The 21,002-nt window shown below is 72.6% G+C and carries 22 protein-coding genes; 10 read left to right on the top strand and 12 right to left on the bottom strand.

The annotated features are described in order from the left end of the window. Positions 1-16: 16 nt before the first annotated feature. From WFH32_RS08785 to hisC, 4 genes are all read right to left on the bottom strand, one after another. Positions 17-1,039: an alpha-ketoacid dehydrogenase subunit beta gene (locus tag WFH32_RS08785; RefSeq protein ID WP_336706970.1), complete on the bottom strand. Its 1,023-nt coding sequence runs from the start codon at positions 1,037-1,039 to the stop codon at positions 17-19. Then, positions 1,036-2,232, bottom strand: a complete 1,197-nt coding sequence (pdhA, locus tag WFH32_RS08780; protein WP_404822030.1) for a pyruvate dehydrogenase (acetyl-transferring) E1 component subunit alpha — start codon at positions 2,230-2,232, stop codon at positions 1,036-1,038. The genes WFH32_RS08785 and pdhA overlap by 4 nt, the downstream gene beginning before the upstream one ends. Before the next feature lie 377 nt (positions 2,233-2,609). Continuing rightward, complete coding sequence (locus WFH32_RS08775; RefSeq protein ID WP_225228235.1) at positions 2,610-2,891, bottom strand: hypothetical protein; 282 nt, start codon at positions 2,889-2,891, stop codon at positions 2,610-2,612. Positions 2,892-2,941: 50 nt separating this feature from the next. Beyond that, a complete protein-coding gene (hisC, locus tag WFH32_RS08770; protein ID WP_336706969.1) occupies positions 2,942-4,039 on the bottom strand; it encodes a histidinol-phosphate transaminase in 1,098 nt (365 codons plus the stop codon). Between the two features lie 129 nt (positions 4,040-4,168). On the opposite strand from hisC, the gene WFH32_RS08765 reads away from it, so the two are divergent. Together WFH32_RS08765 and WFH32_RS08760 are read left to right on the top strand one after the other, a co-directional pair. Further along, positions 4,169-4,558: a phage holin family protein gene (locus tag WFH32_RS08765; RefSeq protein ID WP_336706968.1), complete on the top strand. Its 390-nt coding sequence runs from the start codon at positions 4,169-4,171 to the stop codon at positions 4,556-4,558. A gap of 33 nt (positions 4,559-4,591) precedes the next feature. Continuing rightward, a complete protein-coding gene (locus WFH32_RS08760) occupies positions 4,592-5,092 on the top strand; it encodes a protein-tyrosine phosphatase family protein (RefSeq protein ID WP_336706967.1) in 501 nt (166 codons plus the stop codon). On the opposite strand, the gene WFH32_RS08755 is transcribed toward WFH32_RS08760, so the two are convergent. Continuing rightward, complete coding sequence (locus tag WFH32_RS08755) at positions 5,047-6,549, bottom strand: hypothetical protein (RefSeq protein ID WP_336706966.1); 1,503 nt, start codon at positions 6,547-6,549, stop codon at positions 5,047-5,049. The genes WFH32_RS08760 and WFH32_RS08755 overlap by 46 nt on opposite strands. Continuing rightward, positions 6,546-6,845: a hypothetical protein gene (locus WFH32_RS08750; RefSeq protein ID WP_336706965.1), complete on the bottom strand. Its 300-nt coding sequence runs from the start codon at positions 6,843-6,845 to the stop codon at positions 6,546-6,548. The genes WFH32_RS08755 and WFH32_RS08750 overlap by 4 nt, the downstream gene beginning before the upstream one ends. A 178-nt stretch (positions 6,846-7,023) precedes the next feature. Here WFH32_RS08750 and purB point away from each other — a divergent pair, with 178 nt between their 5' ends. Next, complete coding sequence (gene purB / locus WFH32_RS08745; protein WP_191797587.1) at positions 7,024-8,499, top strand: adenylosuccinate lyase; 1,476 nt, start codon at positions 7,024-7,026, stop codon at positions 8,497-8,499. Positions 8,500-8,590: 91 nt separating this feature from the next. Here the strand turns inward: purB and WFH32_RS08740 are convergent, their stop codons facing one another. Beyond that, positions 8,591-9,637 carry a hypothetical protein gene (locus WFH32_RS08740; protein WP_336706964.1) on the bottom strand — a complete coding sequence of 349 codons (1,047 nt, stop codon included), beginning with the start codon at positions 9,635-9,637 and terminating at the stop codon, positions 8,591-8,593. Then, positions 9,634-10,032, bottom strand: a complete 399-nt coding sequence (locus WFH32_RS08735; protein WP_191797583.1) for a PadR family transcriptional regulator — start codon at positions 10,030-10,032, stop codon at positions 9,634-9,636. Before WFH32_RS08735 ends, WFH32_RS08740 begins: the two co-directional genes overlap by 4 nt. A gap of 215 nt (positions 10,033-10,247) precedes the next feature. Between WFH32_RS08735 and WFH32_RS08730 the strand changes: the two genes are divergently transcribed. Further along, entirely contained in the window at positions 10,248-11,924 is a 1,677-nt protein-coding gene (locus tag WFH32_RS08730; protein ID WP_336706963.1) for a glycoside hydrolase family 10 protein, read from the top strand. Positions 11,925-11,966: 42 nt separating this feature from the next. Here the strand turns inward: WFH32_RS08730 and WFH32_RS08725 are convergent, their stop codons facing one another. Then, positions 11,967-13,334 (bottom strand): FAD-binding oxidoreductase, encoded by a 1,368-nt coding sequence (locus tag WFH32_RS08725; RefSeq protein ID WP_336706961.1) that lies wholly within the window; start codon positions 13,332-13,334, stop codon positions 11,967-11,969. Between the two features lie 236 nt (positions 13,335-13,570). Here WFH32_RS08725 and WFH32_RS08720 point away from each other — a divergent pair, with 236 nt between their 5' ends. Continuing rightward, on the top strand, positions 13,571-15,034 hold the full coding sequence (locus WFH32_RS08720; RefSeq protein WP_336706959.1) for a DUF2252 domain-containing protein: 1,464 nt from the start codon (positions 13,571-13,573) through the stop codon (positions 15,032-15,034). An 86-nt stretch (positions 15,035-15,120) separates the two neighbouring features. Here WFH32_RS08720 and WFH32_RS08715 read toward each other — a convergent pair whose 3' ends face one another. From WFH32_RS08715 to WFH32_RS08705, 3 genes are all read right to left on the bottom strand, one after another. After that, complete coding sequence (locus WFH32_RS08715) at positions 15,121-15,837, bottom strand: HAAS signaling domain-containing protein (RefSeq protein ID WP_336706958.1); 717 nt, start codon at positions 15,835-15,837, stop codon at positions 15,121-15,123. Continuing rightward, positions 15,834-16,175, bottom strand: coding sequence for a PadR family transcriptional regulator (locus WFH32_RS08710; RefSeq protein WP_138822278.1), 342 nt, complete (start codon positions 16,173-16,175; stop codon positions 15,834-15,836). Before WFH32_RS08710 ends, WFH32_RS08715 begins: the two co-directional genes overlap by 4 nt. Before the next feature lie 83 nt (positions 16,176-16,258). Beyond that, positions 16,259-17,182 (bottom strand): Ppx/GppA phosphatase family protein, encoded by a 924-nt coding sequence (locus WFH32_RS08705; protein ID WP_336706956.1) that lies wholly within the window; start codon positions 17,180-17,182, stop codon positions 16,259-16,261. 135 nt (positions 17,183-17,317) lie between these two features. Between WFH32_RS08705 and WFH32_RS08700 the strand changes: the two genes are divergently transcribed. From WFH32_RS08700 to WFH32_RS08680, 5 genes are all read left to right on the top strand, one after another. Next, positions 17,318-17,608, top strand: coding sequence for a hypothetical protein (locus WFH32_RS08700; protein WP_191797573.1), 291 nt, complete (start codon positions 17,318-17,320; stop codon positions 17,606-17,608). Between the two features lies 1 nt (position 17,609). Beyond that, positions 17,610-19,277 (top strand): hypothetical protein, encoded by a 1,668-nt coding sequence (locus WFH32_RS08695; RefSeq protein WP_336706954.1) that lies wholly within the window; start codon positions 17,610-17,612, stop codon positions 19,275-19,277. Next, complete coding sequence (locus WFH32_RS08690; protein ID WP_191797569.1) at positions 19,277-19,762, top strand: hypothetical protein; 486 nt, start codon at positions 19,277-19,279, stop codon at positions 19,760-19,762. Before WFH32_RS08695 ends, WFH32_RS08690 begins: the two co-directional genes overlap by 1 nt. Beyond that, complete coding sequence (locus WFH32_RS08685) at positions 19,759-20,223, top strand: hypothetical protein (protein WP_191797567.1); 465 nt, start codon at positions 19,759-19,761, stop codon at positions 20,221-20,223. The genes WFH32_RS08690 and WFH32_RS08685 overlap by 4 nt, the downstream gene beginning before the upstream one ends. Positions 20,224-20,345: 122 nt before the next feature. Continuing rightward, the gene (locus WFH32_RS08680; RefSeq protein ID WP_336706953.1) at positions 20,346-20,996 is read left to right on the top strand and encodes a hypothetical protein; all 651 of its coding nucleotides are present in this window, start codon (positions 20,346-20,348) and stop codon (positions 20,994-20,996) included. The last annotated feature ends 6 nt before the right edge of the window (positions 20,997-21,002 follow it).

The raw sequence follows: 21,002 nt of genomic DNA, 5'->3' as shown, positions 1-21,002 counted from the left end.
GCCGAGCGGGCCGAGGCTAGAACGCCATGGCGCGGTCGACCGCGTCCAGGACCCGGTCGAGGCTCGGCAGGTACTCGTGCTCGAGCTTCGCGACCGGGTACGGCGTGTGGAAGCCGCCCACGCGCAGCACGGGGGACTCGAGCTCGTAGAAGCACTCCTCGGTCACGCGTGCGGCGATCTCGGCGCCCGAGCCGAGGAACGTGGCGGCCTCGTGCACCACGACGCAGCGCCCGGTCCTGCGGACCGACGCGACGACCGTCGCGGTGTCGAGCGGCGAGATGTTGCGCAGGTCGACGACCTCGATGCTCGTGCCCTCGGCGGCGGCCGCGACCGCGGCCTTGAGCGCGGTCGGGACCGTGGGGCCGTACGCGACGAGCGTCAGGTCCGTGCCCTCGCGCACCACGACCGCGGAGTTGAGCGTCGAGTCGCCCACGGGGCCGTCGAGCACGACGTCGCCCTTGTCCCAGTAACGTCCCTTGGGCTCGAAGAACAGCACGGGGTCCGGGGACGCGATGGCCTCGCGGATCATCGTGTACGCGTCCTGCGGCGTCGACGGCGAGACGACGCGCAGCCCGGGGGTGTGCGCGAACAGCGCCTCGGGGCTCTCGCTGTGGTGCTCGACCGCGCCGATACCGCCGCCGAACGGCACGCGGATCACCACGGGAAGGTTGAGACGCCCGCGCGAGCGGTAGTGCATCTTGGCGAGCTGCGTCGTGATCTGGTCGTAGGCCGGGAAGATGAAGCCGTCGAACTGGATCTCGCACACGGGCCGGTAGCCGCGCAGCGCGAGGCCGATCGCGGTCCCGACGATGCCGGACTCGGCGAGCGGGGTGTCGACCACGCGGTCCTCGCCGAAGCTCGCCTGGAGCCCGTCGGTCACGCGGAAGACGCCGCCGAGCCTGCCGATGTCCTCGCCCATGAGCAGGACCTTGGGGTCGCCCGCGAGCGAGGCGCGCATGCCCTCGTTGATGGCCTTGCCCAGCGTGAGGCGGGCCGTGCCGGTCGCCGTGGCCGGTGCGGTGGTGGTCGGCGCGCTCATCGTGCTCCTCCGTGCTGGTCGTGCGTCCTCGAGGCTCCCTCGTCCGTGAAGGACGCCTCGTACTCCTCGAACCACCGGCGCTCGGCCGTGACGACCGCGTGCTCGGTCGCGTACACGTGCTCGAACATCGACTCGGTCGACGGGCGGCCCAGGCCGCGGACGAACGTCCGCAGGCGCTCGCCGAGCGCGTCACCCTCGGCCTCGAGGTCCGCGGCCCACTGCTCGTCCCAGGCGCCCTCGGCCTCCAGGAGGAGGCGCAGACGGTCGATGGGGTCCCGACGGCGCCACAGCTCCTCCTGCTCGGAGGTGCGGTAGCGCGTGGGGTCGTCCGAGGTCGTGTGGGCACCCATGCGGTACGTGTAGGCCTCGATGAACGTGGGGCCCCCGCCCGAGTGCGCGCGCTCGAGGGCCTCGGCCGTCGCGGCGTAGCACGCCAGGACGTCGTTGCCGTCGACCCGCAGGCTCGGGATGCCGAAGCCGTGGGCGCGCTGGTGGATCGGCACGCGCGACTGCTTGGTCGTCGGCTCGGAGATGGCCCACTGGTTGTTCTGGCAGAAGAACACGACCGGGGACTCGTTGACCGCGGCGAAGACGAGGGCCTCGCTCACGTCGCCCTGGGACGTGGCGCCGTCGCCGAAGTACGTCACGACCGCGGTGTCCTTGGTCGCGTCGCCCGTGCCGACGAGCCCGTCGCGCTGGACGCCCATCGCGTAGCCCGTCGCGTGCAGCGTGTGCGAGCCGATCACGAGCGTGTAGAGGTGGAAGTTGTGCTCGTCCGGGTCCCAGCCGCCGTGGTCGATGCCGCGGAACTGGCGCAGGATGTCCGCGACGTCGACGCCGCGCGTGTACGCGACCCCGTGCTCGCGGTAGGACGGGAAGACGTAGTCCTGCGGGGCGAGCGCCCGGCCCGAGCCGATCTGCGCGGCCTCCTGGCCGAGCGCCTGCGGGAAGAGTCCGAGCTCGCCCTGACGCTGCAGCGAGGTCGACTCGTCGTCGAAGCGGCGGGTCAGGACCATGTCGCGGTACAGGCCGCGCAGGGCGTCGGCGTCCAGGTGGGCGACGCGCTCGCGATAGGCCGCGTTCTCCGGGGTCTCGACCCGCACGCCGGTCGGGGTCAGGAGCTGGAGGAGGTCAGCGTCGACGGGGAGCGTCGCCCCGGTGTCCGTCGTGCCGGAGTCCGTCGAGGCCGCCAGGGGACCGCCGGCAGGCTCGGCTGCGAGGTCGGCCGCGGGGGCCGTGTGCTGCTGGTTCACGCGTTCTCCTTCGGTGCGGCCCGAGGCGTGAGCCCGGGTCGCTCGGGGGCGGTCCTCGGCCGTTCCCGACCGAACCTACGACACCGTAGCTTACGCAAGCGTAGGCTACGAGCCCGTAGCCTCCTCCGCCATTGGAGGACAAACCTTCCCCGCTCGTCTTTGGAGGTTCCCTCCAACCCGACGTCCACGTCACGCCGCGAACCAGGGCGTCACGGGCAGAACGGTTGGCGCTACCCCTCAGAAGCCCGGGGTGCCCCGCCTCCCCCAGGCCCCTCGCCCCGTACGTCGGTGCCTGTCCGCACGACGAGACTCGGGGGTCAGCCCTGCGGATACTGGCCGGTGTACCCCGCCCTCGCGCGGAGGGCGTCCCGCTCCCGGACGACCGGCCACGTCGAGAACGCGAACACCAGGAACATCACGACGTTCAGCAGCGGCACGATCCCCACGAGGACCCACCACCCCGAGTAGCCGGCCTTGCGGATGATCTGGATGTAGGCGATCAGGAAGATGATCGCGACGGCCGCCCAGACGATCAGCGCGGCCGTGCCGAAGAGCCAGCCGTAGTCGTCCTGGAGCTGGTCGTACGAGGGAGTGTCCATACCGGGAGTCTTCTCCCGGTGGACCCCTCCGGCAACAGGTACCGGTGCCGCTACCTCCAGCTTGCCGCGACCCTCAGGAACGCCTCGGTCGCCTCCTCCTCGCCCACGCTCACCCGGATGCCCTCGCCCGCGAACGGGCGCACCAGGAGACCCGCGGCCGACGCACCCGCGGCGAGCTCCGCCGTCGGGCCACCGAGCGGGAACCACACGAAGTTCGCCTGCGTCTCCGGCAGGTCCCAGCCCTGGTCCCGCAGCCCCTCGACCAGGCGCTCGCGCCGCGAGACCAGGTGCTCGACGCGCTCGAGCAGCTCGTCCTTGACCGACAGGGCCGCGAGCGCCGCTCGCTGGGCCACGTGCGAGACACCGAACGGCGTAGAGACCGCGCGGACGCCCGCCGCCAGCGCGGGCTCGGCGACCGCGTAGCCGACGCGCAGCCCGGCCAGGCCGTACGCCTTGGACAGCGTGCGCAGCAGGACCACGTTGGGGTGCGCCGCGAGGACCGCGAGGCCGTCGGGCGCCTGCGGGTCGCGCACGAACTCCAGGTAGGCCTCGTCGAGGACCACCAGGACGTCGGACGGGACCGCCGCGAGGAACGCGTCGAGCTCGCCCGCGTGCACCACGGGGCCCGTCGGGTTGTTGGGCGTGCAGACCAGGACGACGCGCGTGCGGTCGCTGATCGCCGCGGCCATCGCGGGCAGGTCGAGCCGACCGTCCCGGGTCACCGGGACGCGCACCGAGGTGCCGCCCGCGACCGCGACCGCGATCGGGTACGCCTCGAACGAGCGCCACGGGTAGACGACCTCGTCGCCCGCGTCCACGACGGCCGAGAGGATGTGCGCGAGCACGGCCACCGAGCCGTTGCCCACGACGACCTGCGCCGCGTCCACGCCCAGGTCGGTCGCGAGCGCCTCGGTCAGGTCCGTCGCGTACATGTCCGGGTAGCGGTTGGTGTCCGCGGCCGCGTCGACGATCGCCGCGACGACCGCGGCGGGCGGCGGGTACGGGTTCTCGTTGGACGACAGCTTGAACGCGCTCGACCCGGGGGCGAGCCGCGCGCCCGGCACGTAGGCAGGCAGCGCGGCGACGGCCGCACGGAGGGGGACGCCTGCGGCGGGGGGCGTGGGCACGGAGGGCGCTGGGCTGGTCACGCCCTCCAGGATGCCACCGTCCCCCGCTGCCCGACGGCGTCGCTCACCTCGTGAGCCGGGTGCGGGCTTCGGGCGCGAGACCGCGTGTGTGGACGCCGACTCCCGGCGGCCGGTGGCAGGATGGCACGCATGAGCTTCGTCATCCGCGTCATCGTCACCGGCATCGCGATCTGGCTCACGAGCCTGTTCATCGACGACCACTTCTCGATCGTCGGCTCCGACTCCGTCGGCGGCCAGATCGTGATCGTCCTCGCCGTGGCCCTCATCTACTCGCTGGTCAACGCAATCATCAAGCCGATCGTGCAGATCATCTCGATCCCGCTCTACATCCTCACGCTGGGCCTGTTCACGCTCGTCGTGAACGCCCTCATGCTGATGCTCACGGCGTGGATCACCGAGCAGACCAACTGGGGCATCCGGATCGAGGGCGGGTTCTGGTGGGCGCTGCTCGCCGCGCTCATCATCGGCGTCCTGAACTTCCTCATCTCCGCGGTGGTCGCACCCAAGTCGCGGGACTGAACCTGCCGGGCCCGACCTCGACCACGGGCGACCATGAGCCTCTGGAGCAGCACCACGGCCGGACTCGTCGTCCTGCCCGACGGACGCCGCGTCCGCGGCCGTGGCCTGGCCGCCGGGCCTCCCGACGACACCGAGCTCCCTGAGGTCGGGCTCTACCTCACGGCACGCCCGCACGCGGAGGCCTGGGAGTCCCGGTGGGTCTCCTGGCCAGACTTCGGCCTGCCCCGTTCGACGTCGGACGCGGTCGAGGCGCTCCGCGACGTGTACGAACGCTCGGCCCTGTCCCGCGTCGAGATCGCGTGCGACGGCGGCACCGGGCGCACGGGCACAGCGATCGCGCTCCTCGCACGGTGGGCAGGGGTGCCCGCCAACGACGCCGTGGCGTGGGTGCGCGCCGGCTACCGTCCGCGCGCCGTCGAGACCGCGGCGCAGGAGCGTCTCGTCGCCCGCCTCGACCTGGACCGGGACCCCTCCCACTCCCCCCGGGGTCATGGCGGCGCGACCGGCAGCGGGTCGAGCGCCCCACGGAAGTAGCGCGCCTCGACGCGGTCACCCGAGACGGCCTTCTCGAGCGCGTCGAGGTTGTCCATGAGACCTGGGTGGCCGATCCCCCGGGCTCGGCTCAGGACGTCGACGTGATGCGGCACGCCGTGCGGGATGCGGCTCTCTCTCCTGGGCGCCCCCGGGGCGTCGAGGTCCGCGCGGACCGTGACCTGGTGCGGACCGACCGGGTTGTCGGTGCCGTCGAACTGCGAGATCACCTCCTGCTCGTTCTCGACGTGCGTGGCGCGGACGCCTGAGGGCAAGGCCGCCAGCCCGACCGGCGCCCCGGCCGTCAAGACCTGACGGACGTCGTAGCGGGGCACGGCTCCTGCCGAGCCCGCAGCCCCCCTCGCACCGGTCGCTGCCGCCGCGACGGCCATCGCGACCATGCCGCCCTGCGAGTGGCCCACGAGGACGACCTCCTCCCCCTCGGGGATCTCCGCCTGGCGCATCGCGTCGAGGACGTGCGCGGTGCTGTCAGCGGGCTCCCCCTGCACCAGGTCGAAGTTCGACGTCATGCTGAACGGTGTCGTCAGCCTGCCGAGCTGCGTCCCGGGCACCGTCACCACCCACGTCGCCCGGTGGTCGTCGCCGACGTACTTCTCGACCGAGACGACCGAGTCCGGGAGGTCGTTGCCCTTGCCGTAGACCACGTCGATCCCGGACAGGAGATCCTCCGCGCTGCGCGCGGCGGGCTTGCTGAAACCGTCGGGCAGGGTGTCGTCCGTCAGCTCGGTCGTGACGACCTCCGGGGCGAAGTTCCGCCGGTAGGAGTCGGACACACCACGCAGCATGCCCGCGGCCTCTCCCACGTCCGAGCGCCCCTCGAGGTCCGGCACAGGACTCAGGACCGTGAGGACGGTGCCCAGGTCACGGACGGCCTCGTCGTGATACGCCCCGGATCCGCTGACGAACCGGTCCCAGCGGACGCCGCGCCCCGCGGCCGCCCACACCGCGACGTTCGCGAGCCCTGCTCCCACCGTCAGCCCGACCCCGGTCCCGGGGATGCCCGCGAGCCACGAGAGGAAGCGCTCCGCGCCCGACTCGCCCTCCTCGTAGATCCCGGCGGCCTTCCGGAGCCGGTCGAACAGCCCCAGGAGCACCTCCCGCGCCCGGATCAGCGCGTCGGTGTAGGCCACGGTCTCGTCGAGCAGCGCGGAGCGGGCGGCGACGACCTCGGGCGGGACGGGCACCCACGCCGACGAGGCCCCGGGACCGAGCGTGCTGTAGCACGCCGCGGTCCCGCCGACCCACCGCACCGACGACGACGGGCCGTCCACGGGCCCGCTGACGAGCCCGTACGCACGCCGGCTCTCGTCGACGGCCGCCTCGACGTGCAGGGCGGCCTCGAGGACGGTGGCAGCGGCCGCGACCAGGTCGGCCGTCTCGACCCTGGTCGTTCCTCCGGAGACGACGATCCCCGCGGTCGGGTCCGGTGCCCTGCTCATCGCCGGCTCGCCTCGGCGTTGGCTGCCTCGACCGTCCTGACGTAGCACGCCGCGGCCCCCACGGCCCGGTCGGCGGCGAGGTCCGTCCGGTACAGCTCGTGGACCGCGTCGACGACGAGGTCTCGGTACCCGTCCGACGCCTGCCCCTCCCACGCGACGTCCGCGGTCCGGCGGACGATCGCGATCGCCTCCGCGGCGAGGTCGGCGGCGCGGCGCAGCTCGGGGCGTGGATCGACCACGTCGAGGGCAGGGGACCAGCCGGACGTGACGCCGGGGAGGGAGAAGATGGTCGACATGCGCACGACCGTAGGGACGCTCCCCGGCGCCCGCTGGGCCGACCCTCACTCCTGTGGGCAGGAGCTCCGCATGCCGGGCCTGTGCACGGCCCGGTCTGCTCGGCAGCGACGCACGCCCGGCGCAGGACGACCGCGAGACGCCCGCTCCGCCGTCGGGCGCCCGTGGGAGAATGGCGCCATGCCTACGGACTCCGCCGACTCCGCCGCGCCCGCCGTGACCACGCCCCCGCGCGCCACGCTCGCCGACATCACCCCGCCCATCGCCCTGGGCCCGCTCGACGGCCGCTACCGCGGCGCCGTCGCGCCCCTGGTCGACCACCTGAGCGAGGCCGCGCTGAACCGCGAGCGCCTCCACGTCGAGGTCGAGTGGCTCATCGCCCTCACCGAGGGCCCCGTGGTCCCGGGCGCGCCCGCGCTGAGCGACGCCGAGAAGGCGTACCTGCGCGCGATCGTCACGGACTTCGACGCCGCGGGCATCGCCGAGCTGGGCGAGATCGAGCGCGTCACGGTGCACGACGTCAAGGCGATCGAGTACTACATCAAGCGTCGCCTCGAGGCCGCTCCTGGTGTGCTGGGCGAGGGCACGGTCCTGCCGTCGGCGGGCGAGCTGGTGCACTTCGCGTGCACGAGCGAGGACATCAACAACCTGTCGTACGCGCTCATGGTGCAGGGCGCGGTGCGCGGCGTGTGGCTGCCCGCCGCGACGGCCCTCGCGGACCAGCTCGCCGAGATGGCCCGCGAGCACGCGGCCGTCCCGCTGCTGAGCCGCACCCACGGCCAGCCCGCGACGCCGTCGACGCTCGGCAAGGAACTTGCCGTGCTCGCGCACCGCCTGCGCCGACAGCTGCGCCGCGTCGAGGGCGCCGAGTACCTCGGCAAGCTCAACGGCGCGACGGGCACCTACGGGGCGCACACGGTCGCCGTCCCCGGCGTCGACTGGCCCGCGGTCTCGAGGTCCTTCGTCGAGAGCCTGGGCCTCACGTGGAACCCGCTGACGACGCAGATCGAGTCGCACGACTGGCAGGCCGAGCTCTACAGCGACATGGCCCGCTTCAACCGCGTCCTCCACAACCTCAGCACCGACGTGTGGACGTACATCTCGCTCGGCTTCTTCAAGCAGATCCCGGTGCCGGGCGCGACGGGGTCCTCGACCATGCCGCACAAGGTCAACCCGATCCGCTTCGAGAACGCCGAGGCGAACCTCGAGATCTCCTGCGCGCTGCTCGACACGCTCGCCTCGACGCTCGTGACCTCGCGCCTGCAGCGCGACCTCACGGACTCGACGACGCAGCGCAACATCGGCCCGGCGTTCGGCCACTCGCTGCTCGCGGTGGACAACGTCTCGCGCGGTCTGCGCGCGCTCGCGGTCAACGCGGACCTGCTCGCCGCGGACCTCGACGCCAACTGGGAGGTGCTCGGCGAGCCCATCCAGTCGGCCATGCGCGCGGCCTCGGTCGCGGGCGTCCCCGGCATGGAGAACCCGTACGAGCGCCTCAAGGACCTCACGCGCGGGCACCGGCTCACGGGTGAGGAGATGCGGGAGTTCGTCCAGGGCCTCGGCCTGCCCGACGACGTCACGCGACGCCTCACCGACCTCACCCCGGGCACGTACACCGGCATCGCGGAGCAGCTGGTGGGCGACTACCTGGACTGACCCAGGTTCTCCTGAGCCCGCCGAGAACGGGGTTGAGGTCGCCATCCGCCGGATGACGACCTCAACCCCGTTCTCGTCCGCAGGGCCCCGGTCAGGTCGGCGCGCCGAGCCGCTCACGGTGCGCGGCGCGCGCCTCGGCGAGCTCGTCGAGACGGTTCACGCACCAGCGAGCGGCGATCGTCGCAGCGAGGGCACACGCGAGCAGCGCCAGGACGTTGCCGAGGTCCTCCGTCCCGACGGTCCTGTTCCCCGACCAGAAGAGGTCCGACCGCCCCAGGGCGATACCGACGACGACCCCCAGCAGGACCGGGGCACCTTGCCGGGTCCGTGCCCAGAGCAGCATGACGCCCAGGGCGGCGACGATCGGCACGGCAGCCGCCCCGACGGACACGAGGTGGCCTCCCGCGGGGGCCCACCACGATGCCCCTCCCCGGACGCCGTGCACCGCCGCGACGTACGCGCCGAGGGCCGCGAGCGCGGTGCCGAGCGCCCCGACCACACGGCGCCGTCCGGGCCCCGAGAGTCGACAACGGTCGTGCTCCAGGACGACCAGTGCGTGCGCGGCCAGCCCGATCACCCATCCGCTCTCGAAGTACGCGGTGCGCTCGTCCCCCGTCGCGACGAGCACGGCGAGCGTCACCGTCCCGACAGCGGCCGCAGCCGCGATCAGGAGGCGCCCCGTACGAGCCGGTCCGGCGAGCAGCGCGACAGCACCGGCACCCCACACCACCCATGTCCCGAGCATCGGCACGCTCGACAGGACGGGCGGGCCGAGCTCGCTGCCGGCGAGCCACGAGGCGTAGGCCACGGACCTCGCCGCGGGCACCACCAGGACCGCAGGGAGCAGCACGAACAGCAGGCCTGTCGCGGCACGCCGCTCCCGAGCGGTCGATCCCAGCGGCGCAAGCAGCCACTCGCGCACAGCGGCCAGCACCAGGTCGCGGCGCTCGGCCCCCGACGGACGCGACTGCTCAGGACGGGCACCGTCGAGGAGATGGCCGAGCATCTCGGCCTCGTGCTCACGCCGGTACGAGTACGGGAAGAGACGTACCAGCCGGCGGTAGTCGCGGACGAGCACGGGCGCGACGGGCAACGCCTCGTCGGCGTGGACTCCGCTCGCGGGACCGGCGGCGCTCACGCGGGCACCGGCCCAGCACCCCGGCCCGACGGCGCCGCACCCCTCGCGCGTCCAGGCGCGCTCGCGCGGGGCTCGCCGCGGGCGCCCAGCCGTTCCAGGGCACGGCGGGCCTGGGCCTCGGCCCGGCGCGCCTCGGCCTCCAACCGCTCCCCGCCGTCCGCGGTGAGCCGGTAGTACCGGCGCAGGCGCGAGTCGACGACCTCCTCGTGGTCGACCTCGACGAGCCCTGCGGCGGCGAGCCGGTCGATCGCACCGTAGAGCGTCCCGACGCGCAGCGTGATGCGGCCGCCCGAGCTGACCTCGACGTCCTTGGCGATGCCGTAGCCGTGCAGCGGGCCGGCCGCGAGCGCCGACAGGATGAGGAACGCCGGTTCCTGGAGCGGTTTGGATGCCATGTCGAGGAACATACTCTTGTCACGAATCCATAGAGGGCGACACTCCGGCGAGCCGGGCCTCGAGAACGAGGTTGAGGTCGCCATCCGCCGGATGACGACCTCAACCCCGTTCTCGTCCGCGGGGAATCGGCCAGAGGTGGCGGCGGCAGATTCCTTCACAATTGATCAGAACTGTGAAATTCTCTTCCATGCATCGGACCCGTACCAACGGAGGCATGGACATGACGCACCACCCGAGCGACCCCACCGCGGTCGCCCCCGTTCCCACTACCCCCTCGCCCGAGACCCCAGGCCTCGGCCGCCGCGGCTTCCTCACCCTCGCGACCGCGGGCATCGCGGCCAGCACGCTGAGCGTGACGATCGGCTCCTTCTCCCCCGCCGCGGCCGCGACCGCACCCGCCCCGGCGACGGGAGCGACGCCGTCGGGCCCCGTGCCCCGCAAGCGTGAGCTGCGCGCCATGTGGATCTCGAGCGTCGTCAACATCGACTGGCCCTCGGCCGCCGGGCTGAGCGCCGAGCAGCAGAAGGCCGAGTACCTGCACTGGCTCGACGTGGCCGAGCAGTACCGGCTCAACGCCGTGTTCGTGCAGGTCAGGCCCACGGCCGACGCGTTCTGGCCCAGCCCCTACGAGCCGTGGTCGCAGTACCTCACGGGTACCCAGGGCAAGGACCCCGGCTACGACCCGCTCGCATTCGTCGTCGAGGAGTCGCACAAGCGCAACATCGAGATCCACGCCTGGTACAACCCGTACCGCGTCTCGATGCAGGCCGACCCCGCCCAGCTCGTGCCCGAGCACCCGGCCCGCCAGCACCCCGAGTGGGTGTGGGCCTACGGCGGCAAGCTCTACTTCGATCCCGGCCTGCCCGAGGCGCAGGAGCACATCCAGCGCGCGATCCTGCACTCGGTCGAGAACTACGACCTCGACGGCGTGCACTTCGACGACTACTTCTACCCCTACGCGGTCGCGGGCCAGACCATCCCCGACGCGCACACCTACGCGACGCACGGCGCGGGCTTCGCGACGGTCGAGGAGTGGCGCCGCCACAACGTCGACACGTTCGTGCAGTCCATCTCGCAGCGCATCAAGCAGGTCAAGCCGTGGGTCAAGTTCGGGATCAGCCCGTTCGGGATCTGGCGCAACGCCTCGACCGACCCGCGTGGCTCGGCGACCAACGGCTCGCAGTCCTACGACATGCAGTTCGCCGACACGCGCAAGTGGGTCACCGAGGGGTGGCTCGACTACATCAACCCGCAGATCTACTGGCAGATCGGGCTCGCCGTCGCGGACTACTCGAAGCTCGTGCCGTGGTGGGCAGAGGTCGCGGCCCAGTCCGGCACTCAGCTCTTCGTCGGCGAGGCGCTCTACAAGGTCACGTCGGGCGTCTTCACCGACCCCGCCGAGATGTCGAACCACCTGACGTTCAGCCAGCAGGTCGACGCCGAGGTCGGGCCCGTGCTCGGCAACGTCTACTTCTCGGCCAAGCACGTCCCCGCCGACCCACAGGGGTCCATGAGCCGTGTGCTCGAGGACCACTACCGGCACCCGGCGCTCGTGCCGGCCTCCCCGAAGCTGCCCGCGCAGCCGCTGCGCACCCCGGTCCTCGCGTGGGCCGGGTGGCGCGACGACGGCGTCCGCGTCCACTGGACCGACGCCGGCGGACGCCGCTTCCCGGCGACGTCGTTCGCGATCTACCGCGTCGACGGATGGGTCAAGAAGGTCGACGTCGAGAACCCCGCACACCTCGTCGCGACGCAGCGCGCCGAGGCGCGGGTCCTGCAGGACTACCTCGACGAGACCGCGCTGCGCGGCAAGAAGTACACCTACGTCGTCACCGCGCTCGACCGCCTGTGGAACGAGTCGCGGCCGAGCGAGGTCCGCTGGTCGGTCTGACCCTGCGGAGGTAGCCGGGTCTACCTCGGTGGCGGCAGCAGTTCACACCGGCAGCGCGAACCTCCCGTCGGGGTCGATCTCGCGACGCACGGTCGCGAGGTGCGCCTGGTCGGCGGGGGACCACAGGTCGATCGGCGCCGCCTGGCTGATCGAGCCGGCGAAGTTGGCCTGGGTGCGACCGAGCGACCAGGGCTGCGTCGCCTCGAGCAGGCCGTTGATCGCCGCGGGCACGGCCGTCTCGAACAGCTCGGGGACGGGCAGACCGATCGTGAAGAGCGCGAACGCGGCGTCGCGTCCCGTCACGGAGTCGGGGCCGTGCGTGCCGTCGGCGAGCGCCCCGCCGAGGTGGCGGATCTCGGTCATCATGAGCGGGGCCTGCGACTGCGGTCCTGCGACCGCGAGCACGGCCTCGGCGGTCTGCGGCTCGAACGTGTGGAGCAGCGTCGACCCGTCGATGAACGGCATGGGCTCGGTCGGGTCGGCGTGCACTCCCCCGATCGCCGCGTAGGGGATCTCGGCGATCGTGTCCATGAGGATCGGGACCGTGGTCCGCAGGGGGGCGATGGCGCTCTCGACCTCGGCCAGCGGTCGGGTCGAGGCCACGCGGACGTTCGCGACGTACTGGCCGCGCAGCGGCTCGGGCAGGAACTCGAGCGGCGGCAGGCGCAGCAGCGCGATCGAGGTCGTGATGTCGGACGGCGCGCTCGGGACCCACTCCGCGTACGCCCGGAAGAGCGTCGCGGCGTCGTCCCCGAGGGCGAAGAAGTTCCCGCCCGTCACCTTCTCGAGGTTCAGCAGCCGGACGGTCACCGAGGTGACGATGCCGAGGCCCCACTTGCCGCCACGCAGCGCGCGCAGGATCTCCGGGTGGTGCTCGTCGTCGACGTGGAGCAGTGTGCCGTCGCCCGTGACGACGTCGGCGGCGACGAGGTAGCTCGACCCGAAGCCGACCTCGCGTGCGAGGGGGCCGATCCCGCCGCCGAGGAGGAAGCCGACGGCTCCCACGTCGGGCGAGGACCCGGTGACGGCCGCGAGCCCGAGGGGCGTGACGACGTCGAGCACGTCCCTCCACCGGGAGCCGGCCGCGATGCGGGCCGTACGGGCGGGCTGGTCGACCTCGACGCCGGTCAGACCGGCGGTGCTCAGGGCGATGCCGCCGTCGATCCCGCGCGCGAACCCGTGCCCCGTGCTGAACACGGTGACGGGCAGCCCGAAGCGCTGGGCGGTGCGGACGGTCGCCTGGACGTCGTCGGCGGACGTGGCGTGGACGACGTAGTCGGGACGGTGCTCGACGGCGACGTTCATGCCGGAGAGCCTGGCGTCGGGGTCGGTGCCGGCGAGGACCCGGCCGGTCACGCCCTGTGCGAGCGCGGCGAGCACGACGTCCTGCGTGGTCTCGTGGGCAGTCATGGAAGTCCCTCTCGGACGGTGGGGAGCGCGGAGCAGCGCTACCACAGAGAGAGGGTTGGGAGCGCTCCCGGTGACACGTCCGCCGAGGGTGACGGAATTGTCCGCCGAGGGCGACGCCCGCGACCGCCCACGGTGACCGAGATGTCCGCCGAGGGCGACGCTCCACCGCGCCCACGGTGACCGCGCGCGCCATGATGAGCAAGGGCGTCCCGCACGCCCCGACCCGAGGAGCGACGATGCCCCAGCACGCGACGGACCCGGCCCCGGCCCAGCCCCCCACCCGGCCCGACGGCCGCCCGCCCCTGCGGGGCACGCCGTCCCCCGAGCAGCGCAAGGAGGAGGGCCGCGCCGCACGCGCGCTGCTGCACCGCCGCGGGACCGCCTCCTGGGAGCCCGCCGCCGACCGCCGCGACCCCGTCGCGATCCTCCAGGCCCAGAACGCCAGCCGCGTCCCCGAGCTGGTCCCGCTGCGCATGGGCCGCATGGCCGCGACGCCGTTCTCGTTCTACCGCGGGGCCGCGGCGGTCATGGCGGCCGACCTCGGGGTCGGGCCCAGGACGGGCCTGACCGTCCAGCTCTGCGGCGACGCGCACCTCGCGAACTTCGGGGGCTTCGCGTCCCCTGAGCGCTCGCTCGTGTTCGACGTCAACGACTTCGACGAGACGCACCGCGGCCCCTTCGAGTGGGACGTGCAACGGCTCGTCGCGAGCCTCGAGATCGCGGGCCGTCACCGCGGCATGTCGCACCACGAGCGCGAGCGGATCGTGCTGGGGGCAGGGCGCGCCTACCGAGAGACCTTGCGGTCCTTCGCGGACCTGGGCCACCTCGACCTGTGGCACGTGCAGCTCCGCGGCGACGAGATCGTCGAGAGGTGGCGCGGCTCGGTCCCGCCGGCCGTCATGGAGAGCCTCCGCAAGGCCCTGCGGAAGGCGCGCACGAAGGACCGGCAGAAGGCACGCCGTCGGCTCACGGTCCTCCACGACGACGGCGAGCTGCGCTTCCAGAGCAACCCGCCCCTGCTCGTGCCCGTCCGTGAGCTCTTCGACGCCGAGGAGCAGGCCCGTCTCCTCGGCGTCGTGACCACGGCCCTCGCGACGTACGGCGAGTCGCTCACGGGAGCCCGCCGCATCCTGCTCGAGCGCTACCGCCTGGTCGACCTGGCGCGGCGCGTGGTCGGGGTCGGGAGCGTCGGGACGCGGTGCTGGGTCGCGCTGCTCGTCGGCCGGGACAACGACGACCCGCTGTTCCTGCAGGTCAAGGAGGCCGAGCCATCGGTGCTCGAGCCGTACACCTCGGCGAGCCCCTACCCCGAGAACGGGCGGCGCGTGGTCGAGGGCCAGCGGCTCCTGCAGGCGACGAGCGACGCCCTGCTCGGCTGGAACACCGTGCACGGCGCCGACGACCGCCGCCACGACTACTACTTCCGCCAGCTCTGGGACTGGAAGGTCTCGGCCGACCTCGAGACCATGCTCCCGGTCGCCATGGCCGCGTACGCGCAGATGTGCGCGTGGGTCCTCGCGCGCGGCCACGCCCGCTCGGGCGACGCGCTCGCGATCAGCGCCTACCTCGGCAAGGGCGACGTCGCCGACCGCTCGTTCGCCGAGTTCGCGAAGCGCTACGCGGACCAGAACGCACTGGACCACCGGGCGCTCGTGGACGCGATCGCCGCGGGGGACGTGGAGGCGGTCCTGGGCGTCTGACCCCCAGGCCCGACGGCGCCGCCCACCTCGCGCGGACGCGTCCCGTCCCGCCGTGGCGGGGTGCGTCGCGCGAGGTGGGAACCGGCTCAGGCGCCCGGGGTCCGACCTGCTGTCGACCGCGCGAGCCCGCGGCGAAGAAGGACCACCTGGAGCACGAGACCGACCAGGATGACGGCCCCGAGCAGGACGGTCATGACGATCCCCCCGACGTTCGCTCCCCCGGCGTCGCACGCGGTCGTGAAGTCCCCGGTCGTCGGCGCGTGGAAGCCGCCCTCGCCGCCGTCCGCAGACAGGGAGCTGACCGACGTGCAGGACGTGGACGGCAGCAGGATCATGCCCGTGACCCCGAGCCAGGCAGCTCCTGCGGCGAAGCCCGAGACGATCCCCCAGATCTTCTCGTTCCCGGTCCACAGGGGCGAGGCTCCCACCAGGACCGCGGCGACCAGCCACAGGACGCCCGGGAGGAGCAGCGGCGCACCGACGATGCCTACGATCGCGAGGGCGAACACGACCGGGGCGACCCACGCGGCGGTGAGGGACGGACGAGGGGCGGCTCCGCCGTCGGGCGGCAAGACCCGGGGGCTCCCGGACGCGACCCGCGCGACGTCCTCGGGAGCGCCCAGCGACGCCAGGACCGCCGCGACCTCCTGGTCGCTGGGCGCGTGCCCCAGCTCGGCCAGGCTCGCGTCGACGTGCTCGCGCACACCGCCCAGGACGTCGGCCCGCTCGGCCGGGTCGAGGTGCGCGAGCATCCGACCGAGGTCGTCGAGGTAGGTGGTGATCGCGTCGGTCGTGTCGTTCATCGGTGGCTCCCCAGGGTCGAGTCGACGGCATCGCGGAAGGGCGCCCAGGTGCGGGCGAAGGTCTCGAGGGCCGCGCGTCCCTCCGGGGTCAGCGCGTAGTAGCGGCGGGGCGGCCCGGCGTCGGACTCCCGCCAGTGCGTCTCCACGAGCCCGCCCTTGCGCAGCCGCGCGAGGAGCGGGTAGAGCGTGCCCTCGCCGCTCAGGAGGACGCCGTCGACGGACAGGCGGCGGGCGATGTCCAGCCCGTACCACTCGTCGTCGGCCAGGAGGGCGAGCACGCAGTACTCGATCGCCCCCCGCCGGAGGTGGGTGAGGATCATGTCCTCGGTAGGTACCATGCGACACAAGGTAGCAGCGGAGGGACGGGCTGGGAAGGGGCTCTTCGGGTGGTGTCGTGTTCCGCTGCGCGAGCCGGGCAGGGTCAGATCTGGTCGAGGCGGCGAAGGATCGCGCCCTCGCGCAGGGCCCACGGGCAGATCTCGACCTCGGCGACCTTGAGCGCCTTCATGGTCTCCTCCGCGACGACCCCTCCGGCCACGATCTGGTACGTCCGCTCGGCCGTGATGCCCGGCAGCTCCGTGCGGCCCGTCGCCGGGATCCGCGCGAGGCGCGGAACCCAGTCGGAGAGCTGCGAGCGCTCCATGCGCCACCGCTCCTCGGGCCCGACGACCGCGACCTTCATGCCCGCGAGCCGTGCGAGCGACCGGAACGTCTTGGACGTCGCAACCACGTGGTCCGCCCGCGGCAGCCGCTTGACCTCGCCGAGCGCCCCGGCCAGCACCTCCCTGACATGGGCCCGGAGCGCCGCGACCTGCTTGGCCGAGGGCGGGTCGTCCGGCAGGAACTCGATCGTCATCCGGCCGGCGCCGAGCGGCACCGAGACCGCGACGTCCGGCTCCTCGTCGAGACCCGACGCGATCTCGAGCGAGCCCCCACCGATGTCGAGCACCATGAGCCGACCCGACGCCCAGCCGTGCCAGCGCCGCGCGGCGAGGAACGTCAGACGCGCCTCCTCTGGCCCCGAGAGGACCTCGATGGGGACGCCCACGCGCTCCTCGATCGCAGCCAGCACCTCGGCGCCGTTGCTCGCCTCGCGCAGGGCCGAGGTCGCGAGCGCCAACGACTCCTCGACCTCGTACTCGCGGGCCAGGGCGGCGGCCTTGTCCGCGGCCTCCAGGAGGGCGGCCACCCCCTCGGCCGAGATCGAACCGTCGGGCTGGAGGTACCGCATGAGGCGGACCACGGACCTGCCCGACGCCGCAGGGTCCGGACGCGCGCCCCGCTCGGCGTCCACGACGAGCATGTGGACCGTGTTGGAACCGATGTCGAGCACTCCCAGTCTCATCGCCCCACGGTAGCGGGCGCAGGCAGGGTGGGCCCGGTGCTGCGCACCGGCCGTCGCCCATGGGGAGGTCTCCCCATCCTCGACGACGCACTTCTCCGATATCGTCCACCTGGAACCTGCACCGAGGAGAGACACGTGCCTGACCTGAAGCTCGACCTCGATGCGATGGCCGACGCCGCAACCGGCCTGCGCGCCCTGCGCACCGAGTTCCTCGCTGCCGAGGAGTTCAACCGCGGGCTCGCCGACGCCGCCGGCCACCGACGCCTCGGCAGCGCGATCGACGACTTCGCGAGCGCGTGGAACATCCGGCGCGAGAGGCTCAGCGAGGAGATCCAGGCCGTCGCGGATGCCACACAAGCCATCTGCGACACGTTCCGCGAGCTCGACGAAGCCACCGCGGCACAGCTCCGGACAGTGGAGTTCTGACATGGTGCACGCCTCTGCGGTCCCGTACCTCGAGCCGCTCAGCGGAGAGCCCGGACAGCTCGAGCAGGCCGGCACCCGCTATCTGTCCGTGGCCGAACAGATCAGAGAGGTCAGCCGCGGCCTCGCGGACCTCTCGAACCGCACCGAGTCCTTCGGCAGGGCGGCCGACGCCCTGCACGAACGCACGCTCGACGTGTCCGGCGCCGTCGAGGACGTGATCCCCCGCTACGAGACGACCGCTCACGCGATCAAGGTGTACGCCGTCGCGCTGGCTGACGCCCAGGCCGAGGCGCGGACCGCGCTCGCCGTGGTCGACGACGAGCGCAACCAGCTCTGGTCCCTGTACACCCGGCAGGACCAGGCCGAGCAGGACGTCTACCTGGCCGCGGCCTCCGGAGCCTCGGGCAACGCCATGGACGACGCCCACGACGAGGTGCGCCGAGCCGGTGCCCTGGTGAGGGATCGCGAGGAGGCGCTCGACGTCGCCGTGCGGAGGTTCCAGGACGCCGAGGACGCGAAGGACGAGGCCGCCCGCCGCGCGGCCGACGCGATCCGACCGGTGCTGGACCAGCTCAACGACAGCTTCGGGGACAAGGTCGGAGCGTTCTTCGCCCCCGTCGGGGACTTCCTCGCGATGGTCGACCAGTGGCTCGCGGACGTCCTGGAGCAGGTGCTCCAGTGGCTCTCCGACGTCGTGGTCATCGTCCTCGCGTTCGCGCTCGTCGTCCTCGCGTTCGTGGTGTACTCGATCCCCGCGCTCCTGGGGTGGGTCACCTGGGACCAGGTCCTCGACGCCGGGATCGGCGCCACGATGATCCTGCTCCAGGGGCTCGCGCCGATCCTCGTGCCGGCGCTGTGGGCCGAGGTCGCCAGCGAGACGCCCGAGATGCGGTTCACGGGCGTCACGGTCGAGTCCCCCACGGACGACCCGTACGCCCAGGCCCTCAAGGATGCCCAGGACGTGGACCTGCTCGGCGGAGCCGACAGCACGGTCGTCCGGATCGTCCGCGTCGGCACCGGCCCCGACGGGTTGCCCGTCTGGCGTGTGATCCCGCCGAGCACGCAGGACTGGGAGCTCGGCAGCGACACCGGTGCCGCCAACGACCTGGGTTCCAACCTGGCCCTCATGCTCACCCCCGACCAGCAGGCCGCGTACGAGCGGATGGTGCTGCAGGCCATGGAGAAGGCGGGCATCGGCCCCGAGGACCACGTGATGATGGTCGGTTTCAGCCAGGGAGGGATCCTCGCGGGCAAGTTCGCCGCCGACCCGGACCTCCCGTACAACATCGAGGCGATCGTCGTGGCCGGTGCACCGGTCGACGCGATGGACATCCCGTCGGGCGTCTCGGTCGTCTCGTACCAGCACCGGGGCGACCCGGTCCACCGACTGGACGGAGAAGCGCCGACCGCACCGCACGACCGCTGGGTCACCGTCGAGACGGACACGTGGGACGGTCCCTCCGCACCCTCGTCCAGTCCGTTCTTCGACGCAGGGCGCCACGACGCCGGGGAGTACTCCACCACGGCCCAGCACCTCTCCGACGGTTCGCTGCACGACGGCGGCTACGTCTCGGACTCGACCCAGGACGCCTTCGAGCAGATTCGCGCGGACCAGTCGATCTTCTTCGGCGACAGCGAGACCTACTACACCTACGAAGGAAGCGAATAGTGCGCCCTCACCCTCGACGTCGCACCACGATCGGCATCGTGCTCGCCCCGCTCCTGCTCCTGACCGCGTGCTCGGGCTCCTCGGAGAAGGACGCCGAGGACGTCCGCGAGGCGATCGTCGCCAACGCCCCCGGCGTCGAGGATGCCATGGTGCGCTACCGCACGGACGTCCTCGCGAACGACCTCGACATCCGGCTCTCCATGCCCACGACCAGCGAGGAGGACGACGCGGCACTCCTGGCAGCCATCGACGTGGCCCTCGACCAGGCCTGGAACACCTCCCCGTCCGCACCGTCGAACATCAACCTCGACGTGGTCGTCGCTCCGCTCGTCGACGGGGACCGCATCGGCGACTCCCGCGCCATCGCGATGACGGACAGGGGGATCGACGTCGCCCTCGGCCTGGAGAACGGCACCAACCGGTCCTCGGTGGCGGTCCCCTCGGACGTCCTGGCCGAACGCTACGGCCAGCGGTCCGACACATGAACGTCGATGCACGAGCACTTCTCACGCTCCTCGGCGGCGCGCGGCGCCGGCCCGCGGCCCACGCGGACGACGCCCTCGCCGTCTCCGTCTGCGCCGCGAACCCCCACGTCGACGAGGCCATGGCCCGGACCCGCGTCTCCCCGTTCACCACGGAGGTCGACCTGCGCATCTACGTGCCAGGGCTCAGCGCCGAACGACCCGACACGATCGTCGAGGTCGTCGAGGCATCCGTCCTGGAGGTCTGGCGAGCACGCGCAGGTGGGGTCGACGCCGTCAACATCGACGTCGTCCTCGGGCATCGGGACGCCGAGGACCGCCTCGGCGACGACCGTGCGATGCGTGTCGCGCCACTGGGGTCTGCGCTGGGCCCCGGCGTTCAAGCCTCCTGGAGAAGGCTGACCTTCCCCGAGCACGAGCTGGTGCGGCGCTTCGGTGCCACCCCGCCAGAGGCTGGTCGGTGACGTACCTCGTGGCCCGCCGCCGTCGACGACTCCCCTCCGGCGAGCGGGCCGACGCCTGAACGGCCCTGAACGAGGCCCTCTCGCCCACCGCACCCGGCCCTGAGAACAGAGGCAGACCGACGATGAACACCACCCCGGCACCCCCGGCCGCTCCGCAGGAGCCCACGCCTCCTGCTCCCCTCCCGCAGCTTCGCCTGCGACTGCCGGGGAACTGGTGGCAGGTCCCGTTGCACGACCGCGCCGAGGCACGCGCCTCGGTCCGACGGCTCGTGGCGGCGCAGGTGGGCCCGGCCGACGACCGTGCGAACGTGCGGATCGAGCTCGAACGCCGCGTCCTCGGTGCGCTCGACGACGCCATCGGTGGTGACGGCCAGGCGTTCCACGTGGCCCTGTCGATCGTCCCGGGCGTGCCGCTGCCGGTCACGGCGATGGTCTCGCTCCCCGCGCAGCAGCTCACTCCCGCGATCGGCACCAGTGCCTCCGCGACCATGGCGATCCTCGAACGCGGACTCGCGGACCTCACCGAGGGCGGCGCCGACTCCCTGCACCGCTTCACGTCGGGAGCCTCGGAGGTCGCCCGACGCACACGCAGGCACGTCGTCGCCGACCCGGACAGCGACGAGAACCTCCCGACCGTGGCGGTCGAGTACTGGATGACCGTCCCGGGGACCAAGCGGTTCATCCTCGTGGCCTTCAGTGCACCGGCGGGCGAGCTCGAGGAGCCGTTGACCGGGCTCTTCGACCAGATCGTCCGCGTCAGCTCGTGGGGCTGAGGGCCG

The sequence above is a fragment of the Oerskovia sp. USHLN155 genome, from assembly GCF_037145535.1.
Lineage (GTDB): Bacteria > Actinomycetota > Actinomycetes > Actinomycetales > Cellulomonadaceae > Oerskovia > Oerskovia rustica.
The sequence above is the reverse complement of the archived record's forward strand: the minus strand, read 5'-3'. Positions and strand labels throughout refer to the sequence as shown.

Bases quoted from the DNA above. Each gene is read 5' to 3' on its own strand.
- WFH32_RS08715 (WP_336706958.1), bottom strand. From the start codon at position 15,837: ATGAACGACACGACCGACGCGATCACCACCTACCTCGACGACCTCGGT.
- WFH32_RS08725 (WP_336706961.1), bottom strand. From the start codon at position 13,334: ATGACTGCCCACGAGACCACGCAGGACGTCGTGCTCGCCGCGCTCGCA.
- WFH32_RS08705 (WP_336706956.1), bottom strand. From the start codon at position 17,182: ATGAGACTGGGAGTGCTCGACATCGGTTCCAACACGGTCCACATGCTC.
- WFH32_RS08735 (WP_191797583.1), bottom strand. From the start codon at position 10,032: ATGGCATCCAAACCGCTCCAGGAACCGGCGTTCCTCATCCTGTCGGCG.
- WFH32_RS08685 (WP_191797567.1), top strand. From the start codon at position 19,759: ATGAACGTCGATGCACGAGCACTTCTCACGCTCCTCGGCGGCGCGCGG.
- WFH32_RS08785 (WP_336706970.1), bottom strand. From the start codon at position 1,039: ATGAGCGCGCCGACCACCACCGCACCGGCCACGGCGACCGGCACGGCC.
- WFH32_RS08755 (WP_336706966.1), bottom strand. From the start codon at position 6,549: ATGAGCAGGGCACCGGACCCGACCGCGGGGATCGTCGTCTCCGGAGGA.
- WFH32_RS08695 (WP_336706954.1), top strand. From the start codon at position 17,610: ATGGTGCACGCCTCTGCGGTCCCGTACCTCGAGCCGCTCAGCGGAGAG.
- WFH32_RS08680 (WP_336706953.1), top strand. From the start codon at position 20,346: ATGAACACCACCCCGGCACCCCCGGCCGCTCCGCAGGAGCCCACGCCT.
- WFH32_RS08775 (WP_225228235.1), bottom strand. From the start codon at position 2,891: ATGGACACTCCCTCGTACGACCAGCTCCAGGACGACTACGGCTGGCTC.
- WFH32_RS08765 (WP_336706968.1), top strand. From the start codon at position 4,169: ATGAGCTTCGTCATCCGCGTCATCGTCACCGGCATCGCGATCTGGCTC.
- purB (WP_191797587.1), top strand. From the start codon at position 7,024: ATGCCTACGGACTCCGCCGACTCCGCCGCGCCCGCCGTGACCACGCCC.
- WFH32_RS08730 (WP_336706963.1), top strand. From the start codon at position 10,248: ATGGACATGACGCACCACCCGAGCGACCCCACCGCGGTCGCCCCCGTT.
- WFH32_RS08750 (WP_336706965.1), bottom strand. From the start codon at position 6,845: ATGTCGACCATCTTCTCCCTCCCCGGCGTCACGTCCGGCTGGTCCCCT.
- WFH32_RS08760 (WP_336706967.1), top strand. From the start codon at position 4,592: ATGAGCCTCTGGAGCAGCACCACGGCCGGACTCGTCGTCCTGCCCGAC.
- WFH32_RS08710 (WP_138822278.1), bottom strand. From the start codon at position 16,175: ATGGTACCTACCGAGGACATGATCCTCACCCACCTCCGGCGGGGGGCG.
- WFH32_RS08720 (WP_336706959.1), top strand. From the start codon at position 13,571: ATGCCCCAGCACGCGACGGACCCGGCCCCGGCCCAGCCCCCCACCCGG.